Annotated in this window: 4 protein-coding genes; all 4 read right to left on the bottom strand. The window is 37.8% G+C overall.

Going from position 1 to position 3,689, the window contains the following annotated elements:
- Positions 1 to 342: 342 nt before the first annotated feature.
- Positions 343 to 1,698 carry a hypothetical protein gene (locus ACH10T_RS09120; RefSeq protein WP_394808974.1) on the bottom strand — a complete coding sequence of 452 codons (1,356 nt, stop codon included), beginning with the start codon at positions 1,696 to 1,698 and terminating at the stop codon, positions 343 to 345.
- A 1,155-nt stretch (positions 1,699 to 2,853) separates the two neighbouring features.
- Positions 2,854 to 3,033 (bottom strand): hypothetical protein, encoded by a 180-nt coding sequence (locus tag ACH10T_RS09115; RefSeq protein ID WP_394808973.1) that lies wholly within the window; start codon positions 3,031 to 3,033, stop codon positions 2,854 to 2,856.
- A complete protein-coding gene (locus tag ACH10T_RS09110) occupies positions 3,033 to 3,383 on the bottom strand; it encodes a hypothetical protein (protein WP_394808975.1) in 351 nt (116 codons plus the stop codon). Before ACH10T_RS09110 ends, ACH10T_RS09115 begins: the two co-directional genes overlap by 1 nt.
- The gene (locus ACH10T_RS09105) at positions 3,302 to 3,562 is read right to left on the bottom strand and encodes a transposase (RefSeq protein ID WP_394808972.1); all 261 of its coding nucleotides are present in this window, start codon (positions 3,560 to 3,562) and stop codon (positions 3,302 to 3,304) included. Before ACH10T_RS09105 ends, ACH10T_RS09110 begins: the two co-directional genes overlap by 82 nt.
- Between the last annotated feature and the right edge of the window lie 127 nt (positions 3,563 to 3,689).

Here is a 3,689-nt window from a genome sequence, read left to right as displayed (position 1 = left end):
GTAAACCCAAGGGTATGCATCGGCGTACTTTTGAGCGATTGAAAGCCCGGCATGATGCCTGTGCAGATACGTCATGGGACTGGATGGCGCAACGGCTTGAGATGTTGGAGAGACGGTTGTCAGATCGGGGCATTGATCTTGATAACCCAGATTGTGACGATTGAAACTGCTTGGCAAATTGAATGCATCTAGAATGCTTCTTTGTTCTTGGCACACCAGCTTTAACTTATAGCTCAAGAATTGATTCATCATTGCATGCAAGCCAGGTATGACTATCAGTAATTGTTCAAACTACATGACAGCGAATCGTAAATTCGCAGTAACTACATTTGCGTTATTATTTTAAATTACAGAACCAACATTACTTCTCTCAAGAGCCAGAAACTTATTACTAAAATCTGCAAATCTTATTACTGTAAAATGCTCACCATGTGTGTTGGCTAGAATATCAATTAATGCTATTTCCTCTTCCGTACATTGATTCTTATCAAATTTAAGGGTCACTATATCTCCTTTTTTTACACCTTCCGTTTCTAATCTTAAGTAAATTCCTGTCGCAGAAAAATTAATAATCTTTTGAACTTTTGATTCTCCATTTTTCCATTTCATGATAACTGATGAATTTGGCAACATACACTTTTGTCTGATAGTTTCAATTCGTCTATCCGGTTGTTTATTTTTGAGAGTGTGCCTTAGCTGCCGCAACCAAGAACGATCATTTTTTTCTTTAGCTAACTTCGCAAATAAATTCTTTCGCGTAGCAATAAGTACTTGCATGAAGTAAACATCAACATTTGATGTGTTAAACAAAGTTAAGAAATGATCTTCTAAATTAGCAAACATAATTTCATTTGATAATTTATCAAATTCGAGGATAGGCATTGGTGTATAAGCACATTGATCTTGCTTTAGATTCTTTCTATTTTCTAAAACATATGGTTGGTAATAAGCTATGTCATCAATAATTACTAACCAATGAGAGGGTAATTGATCATAATAACGAACTTTTCTTTTTAACAATTCGTTTCTTCTAGCGCCATTAATTTGATTAAAAACATAAGAAAACCTGTGATATAGCGGTGTTTGAAAATAAGGGTGTGTATCAGTTATCTCACTTAATCTTGTGATGTTATCGATATCCTTTGGATCTGCTTCCAACAAACTACGGTATAAAGCAGAGTTACAAATAGGATTTTGAAGTAATATTTTGATATCACATGAGTTTTCTAATTTATCTCGAAGAATTGGAATTAAATCAGTTAAATTAATATCTTGTGATAATGATGCCCCACTAACCCAAATTCTACTGCTTGCGTTTTTTGCAAGATCTACAATGGCGTCATGTATTTTAATTCTTGAAGGATGGATATCCTTGATACCAAATTTGTTCGTACTATTTAAAATTGAGGTGGAATTGGTTACGAGTGTAGAAACTACTTTAGTGAATTTAGCTTCGAGTTCATCTGCAAAGAATTTTTGATTTAATAAATGAACGGCTATAGAAGCAAATAAAAGTATTATAGTTTTTTCAAAAATCTCAATCCATTCAGTCCATTCTATATCATCTTTTTTTAAATGTTCTCCATATTTCAATATTAGTACAGTTATAAAAAATGCTAAAGCTAATTTTACTTGTGTTGATTTGAGGAATTTCAAGAGGAAACCTTGAATACCTTCTCTTTCTTGTTTCTCCGCCATATATATATATTATGATATTTAAAAAAAGGTTTTATCCTAAGATAAAACTTATTACGTGTTATCAAAATGTTATATTGTCCCGACCCATTAAGAAGATTGAGTAGCATCTCCGTATCCAGCCTTCTCAATAGACAAACACACGTTTAATTATTCTAGGTTAAATAGCGCTCGGTAATATACAACAATTAGTTTGCTATTGCATCTGATAAGAGTAGCAAAGGACACGATCAATTTTTGACAGAACTCCAAGGCAGCTTCTTCATGATTTTCTCGATGATTGTAGCCAACCGTAAGTGATAGCAGATTAAATGATTTTTCATAAATATTTGACCAAGAAAGCCCATCACCAAGAACATCACTTTTTTCATTTTCTAGAACTGAATGTAAAAGGTTTGGCAGGTTCTTTAAATTTCTTATCAAGCTCAGGTAATTTCTTAACAAGCAGTTTAAATTGCTCTAGTGAGCTTGCCATATTCTTTGTTTGAATTCTCCATAAGTTTATATTTTTTTAAGCACTACAATATTTGGTTAAGAAATTAGATGAACAAAAGAAATAGAATAGAATGTGACAAACCTGAAGATTATCGACGAATGTTGGTTAGCACTGACAGTATTAATAACAGCAAGTTATATGATCTTCCAATCCGTAGATCCCAGGTTTCAGTACTGATGAGGGAGCCAATTAGATCGCAATTTAATTGTGTCAAATTTGTGCCAAACTGCAGCAGAAATGCCATTATCTGAGATTGTGTAACACTGATTTCATGTTTGGCAAGCATTACAAGTCATTGATTTATATATATCTATAATTTCAAGTTACGTTTCGCAATCAGTATGTCAGTTTCACAAGTCAATATGGATACAAAAGCTTCGCTCTTGTATGGCATTAATACAGACTGGCGATGCCAGACTGTGGCATCCAGTTCGTAGGCAATTAATAATTAACTTTCCAGAATTGGAACGTGACAAATCTGACGATTATTGGCGAGTGTTGGCGAGCACAGACGGGTATATTTTCAACAAAAACAGTTAGTTAATACACCTGTTAATCCGCAGGTCCCAGGTTCGAGCCCTGGTCGGGAAGCCAAAAAGTGCAAAAACCATCAAAAAGCTTTCTGCAAAATGAAGTAAGTCAGGATAAAGACAATCCGCGCTCTATTGGGCACCGTGGGTTAGTGCTTGGTAATCTGTATCTACGTCGTAACCACGATCTTCTCCAACTGTGGCTCCCGATTTGGTGTTGGATTGCAACAACTTAAGAGATTCCTCCCGTTCAGCCATTCCTGTTGCCGCCGATACGCTGACATCTACTACCAGGCCTTTACGGTTCTCCATCAATACATGCCCCATGTAGCACAGAAGACTGGCATCGCCGTCACTCTTGCGCACCGACGTGCATCGGAATCAGTGGCCGATTCATGGGTGGCATTACTGTGCTTTTCCCCAGCAAAATCACGGCTCGGGTTTCGGGTGTGATCAACCGGCGGATTGCTGCCGCCATTCTTGCGTATTAAACTTTTGTGCAAAGCACAGGCTTCTAGTAATGTGCCATCAATGCTGAAGTGCTCGTCACCACTTAATTCCACCCACTCCGCCAGTTGCTTCACACCTGCAAAGAAATGCCCGGACACCTCTTTATCCAACAAACGACACCCCGGTTCTGGGTAAAGATGTTGTGATCCCATACCGGATCGTCTATGTCCAACATAACAAACCAGCGGTACAGCAGGTGCTCGACCAATTGCCGCTCGGATCTGATCGTAAACAGTACCTGCAGCCGCGAGGCTCTCAATAATCGCTCCGGTGGTATCGAGGGGCGGCCTTCTTTCGCGTAAACTGTTGATACCGGTTCAAAATTGACCACCTGTGCCGGTTGAAAATTGACCAGGGGGAATCAGTGCGTAGGGTACTACGCATCTGTGGATAAGTCGACCAGACTGAGTTTGGTTTTTGCCTCCTGTTGATGGTTTAAAATAATTGGATTCGTTACA

Source organism: Nitrosomonas sp. (genome assembly GCF_043753625.1).
Classification (GTDB): domain Bacteria; phylum Pseudomonadota; class Gammaproteobacteria; order Burkholderiales; family Nitrosomonadaceae; genus Nitrosomonas.
Note: the sequence above shows the minus strand (reverse complement) of the source record. Positions and strands in the feature narration are given on the sequence as shown.

Coding starts and splice junctions, on each gene's coding strand:
- ACH10T_RS09115 (WP_394808973.1), bottom strand. CDS start 3,033: ATGGAGAACCGTAAAGGCCTGGTAGTAGATGTCAGCGTATCGGCGGCA.
- ACH10T_RS09110 (WP_394808975.1), bottom strand. CDS start 3,383: ATGGGATCACAACATCTTTACCCAGAACCGGGGTGTCGTTTGTTGGAT.
- ACH10T_RS09120 (WP_394808974.1), bottom strand. CDS start 1,698: ATGGCGGAGAAACAAGAAAGAGAAGGTATTCAAGGTTTCCTCTTGAAA.